This window comes from Streptomyces sp. NPDC046876, from assembly GCF_040645035.1.
In the GTDB taxonomy this organism is placed as follows: Bacteria; Actinomycetota; Actinomycetes; order Streptomycetales; family Streptomycetaceae; genus Streptomyces.
Genome location: NZ_JBEYXK010000206.1, coordinates 1 through 3486, shown reverse-complemented (window position 1 = coordinate 3486; position 3486 = coordinate 1). Strand labels below are relative to the sequence as shown.

The 3486-nt window shown below is 76.3% G+C and carries 3 protein-coding genes; 1 reads left to right on the top strand and 2 read right to left on the bottom strand.

Annotated elements, in window-relative coordinates; translation table 11 throughout:
- The first annotated feature begins 362 nt into the window (after nucleotides 1-362).
- Nucleotides 363-761, top strand: a complete 399-nt coding sequence (locus tag ABZ924_RS38265) for a hypothetical protein (protein WP_361920314.1) — start codon at nucleotides 363-365, stop codon at nucleotides 759-761.
- Here ABZ924_RS38265 and ABZ924_RS38260 read toward each other — a convergent pair.
- Entirely contained in the window at nucleotides 715-1647 is a 933-nt protein-coding gene (locus tag ABZ924_RS38260) for a serine protease (RefSeq protein ID WP_361920312.1), read from the bottom strand. The two genes, ABZ924_RS38265 and ABZ924_RS38260, sit on opposite strands and share 47 nt — an antisense overlap.
- Before the next feature lie 11 nt (nucleotides 1648-1658).
- Nucleotides 1659-3176 carry an FAD-binding oxidoreductase gene (locus ABZ924_RS38255; protein ID WP_361920310.1) on the bottom strand — a complete coding sequence of 506 codons (1518 nt, stop codon included), beginning with the start codon at nucleotides 3174-3176 and terminating at the stop codon, nucleotides 1659-1661.
- Nucleotides 3177-3486: the final 310 nt, after the last annotated feature.

Sequence of the window (3486 nt, the reverse complement as noted above, 5' to 3'; positions counted from 1 at the left end):
CGGCTGCGCCGGGCACCGGGCTCTGCCCGGACCCGCGCCTCAATCGCCGGCGGGGCTGATACTGCCGGACTGGCGGCTTCGAGCGGCGAGGAGCGTGGGAAGCCGGGTTCGGGCTTCGCGGTGGTGGCCTCCTGGGATCCGTGGGACTCCGTTTCGGCTGCCGGAGGCTTCGAAACCGAGGGTCGGCAAAATCCAGCCTCGCCGGCGTTTGAGGCGCGGGGTCTGGGGCGGAGCCCCAGGGATCCCCGCTGCGCCGGGCACCGGGCTCTGCCCGGACCCTGCGGCACTGCGACCTCCCGCAGCCGGGGGAAGGGAGGCCGCCCGCGCGGCGAACCCGGCGGGCGGACGCTCGTTGAGTCGGTATGGAGCAGCAGTTGCCGATCGTCGCGGCGCCCGGGGTCGGAGAGCGGGCCGATGCTGCGGCCGATGCCGCCTGTCATCTCTACGACGCCGTCGCCCCCTTCCGTACCGCGGGGCCCGCCGGGTGGAGCCGTACCGCCGCGGAGGACGCCGCCGAGACCATCGAGACCACCGCGCACGCCCTCGCGCACATCCACCCCCGGGCCGAGGTCATCCTGGCCCCCGTGCACGCGGCCCTCGCCGACCTGCGCCGCCAGCTCGCGCTCCCGCCCGCGGACGCGCTGAGCGCCGAGGAGGCCCCCGCGCTGCCCCGTTCGGTGGGCAACCCGCGCCGGACCCGCTGGGTCCGCGTCGTCACGCCCCCGCTGCCCCGGCAACAGCCTTCTCGTACAGGTTCCTGACGTCCGTGCCGAAGTACGAGCTGTACGAGGTGTCCGCCGTGTCCCCGCCGGTCTTCCAGCCGCCGATGACCCCGACGACGTCGCCCGTCTCGGTCTCCTTGTCGTAGCGGGTCAGGAACGGGCCGCCGCTGGTGCCGCCCGGGTATCCGGTGCAGTCGATCCGCAGGAACGATCCGGGAATGCCCGGGTCGGTGCTGGTGAACCTCGTCGTCCGGTTGACGCACAGCCGCGGGCGGGCCGCCGACGCCGGATACCCGATCAGCGACACCTGCGGGTGTTCGTACGGGGCGCCGGTCACCAGGCGGTTCCCGCCCACCACCTGCTCGACCGGGAACCCGTCCGCGTCGGGGCCGACCTGCGCGAAGGCCACGTCGAGGGTGGCGGCCTTGTCGGCCCCCAGGCTCTTGTAGCGCGGGTCGATCCACACCTTCGACCGCCCCTCGGCGTCCCGCAGCACCGGGAACATGCCGTACGGCTGCGGGTTCTCCGCGGTGTACAGGGGCACGAACGCCACCTGCCGGGCGTCGGTGCCCAGCAGGCAGTGCGCCGCGCTCAGGATCAGGTTGCGGCCGGGGGAGGCGACCACGCTCGCAGTGCAGAAGTACGCGCCGCTGCCCTTCATCACGAACATCCGGCCGACGACCGGGATCCCGTCGAAGTCCGTGCCGGTCCCCGGGTCGGCGCCCGGCAGCTGGGCCGCCCCGGCGTTGATGGGGGCCGCCGACGCCATCCGGTCCGCCGTCCAGAAGTCCTCCGCCTCCCGGGCGGACCACCGGCCGGTCGCCGCCGGGGCGCCGCTGCCGCTGCCCGCCTCGGCCTCGGGCAGCGGCCCGCCGGGCAGCAGCAGGGCGGCCGCCAGCGCCGCCACCGTCAACACACGTCGCATGTCGGGCTCCTCTAGATGGCCTGGGGGAAACGGAACAGCCGGCCCGGGTCGTAGGCGCGCCGGACCTCTTCGAGGCGTGCGAGGTTCGACCCGTAGTAGGCCTCGCGCCAGGCGGGCAGCTTCGGGTCGGTGTAGTTCTGGTACGCGCGTCCGCTCGCCCAGGGGCGCAGGTCCTGCCAGAGCCCGTCGAGCCAGCGCTGGTGGCGGTCGGTGTCGTCCGGTGCCGCGGCCTGCGGCCAGTAGGCGAGGTACTGGGTGAGGAAGGTGCTGTCGCGGTGCACGAACGCGGTGTCGGCGGCCGCCGGCCGGTTCACGGCGCCGCCGCACTCCCCGGTGAACTGCACGACGCCGAAACCGCCGGGCGGCACGTCGCGGGCGTACCGCCGGACGGCGGCCAGCACGGCGGCGATGCCGGGGTCCGGGAGGCCGGCCCGGCTCCAGAAGTCGGAGCGGGCGGCGTACGCATCACGGCCGACCTGCCCCTCGGGCGTGCGGCCGGGCAGGGTTCCCGGCAGGTGGCACTGGGCGGCGGTCCGCTCCGCGCAGCCCGACAGCACCCGCAGGGTCTCCTCGTAGCCGGCGACCGTGGTCCGGGAGTCCTGCGGCGGGGTGCCGACCAGGTCGGCCAGGCGGGTCAGCTGGCGCTCCAGCTCGGCCCGTCCGTCGAGGCACAGCACGTACACGGTCGGGGGCGGCGGTGGCGGGCCGGCCTCGAACAGGAACTCCACCCGGCTCCACAGCGGCTCGGGCAGCCCGCCCAGCCAGCGCTGCCAGCCGCGCAGCAGCGCCGCGGAATCGGCGTCGGGCCAGCGGAGTTCGGCCCGGGCGCAGTCGTGGGCCGGGTGGGTGCGGAAGCGGAACTCGGTGACGACGGCGAGGTTGCCGCCGCCGGCGCCGCGCAGGGCCCAGAACAGGTCCGGGTCCCGGGCCGCGTCGACCTCGCGGACGGCCCCGTCCGGGGTGACGGCCGTCAGGCCGGTGAGGCGGTCGGAGGTGGTCCCGTACGCGCGGGAGGCGAGGCCCAGGCCGCCGCCGAGGGTGAGCCCCGCGATGCCGACGGTGGGGCACAGGCCGGTCGGCAGGCCGAGGCCGCGCCCGGCCAGGGTCCGGTTGACGTCGCCGAGCCGGGCGCCGGCCCCGATCCGTACGCCGGTCCCCTCGACGGCCAGCCCGGCCATGGCCCCGACGTCGACGACGAGGCCGTCGGCGCGGGTGGACCAGCCGGCGTAGCTGTGGCCGCCGCCGCGGGGCACCACGGGGACCGCCGAGCGGCGGGCGAAGTCCAGGCAGACGGCGACGTCGCCGGCGTGCGCGGGGTAGGCCACCGCGGCCGGGGCAACGGCGTCGTACCGGGGCTGGAACAGCTGTCGGGCCTCGGCGTAGTCGCGGTCGCCGGGCAGGACGACCCGCCCGTCGATCCCCCGGGCGAGCGCCCCGAAATCCGGTCCCCGAGGGGGCACTCCCGCCCCGACGGCCGCGAGGACGGCTGCGGGGGCGCTGCCCAGGAGTTGGCGTCGACGCAGGCTCACCCCTCCTTCCTGCCATCGCCCGCCCGGATCGCGGCGAAGGCAAGCCCGTGCCGCCCCGACAGCCCCCCGAACGGCCCACGGCCCGCCTCTGCAACGGGGCCCGGCCCACTCCCGCCTCGCCACCCGCCTGAACCGGGAGTCCGGCCCTGCCACCGTTGCCGGCGCGTGGTCCGGCCACTCCGCCCTTGCCGACGCCTGGGACGGGGGCCCGGCCCATTCAGCCTCGCCGGCGTTTGAGTGGGGGTCCCCCCCCGGGCGGAGCCGGGTTTCTTGGGGCTCCGCCCCAAACCCCGCGCCTCAATCGCCGGCG

Coding starts and splice junctions, on each gene's coding strand:
- ABZ924_RS38265 (WP_361920314.1), top strand. CDS start 363: ATGGAGCAGCAGTTGCCGATCGTCGCGGCGCCCGGGGTCGGAGAGCGG.
- ABZ924_RS38260 (WP_361920312.1), bottom strand. CDS start 1,647: ATGCGACGTGTGTTGACGGTGGCGGCGCTGGCGGCCGCCCTGCTGCTG.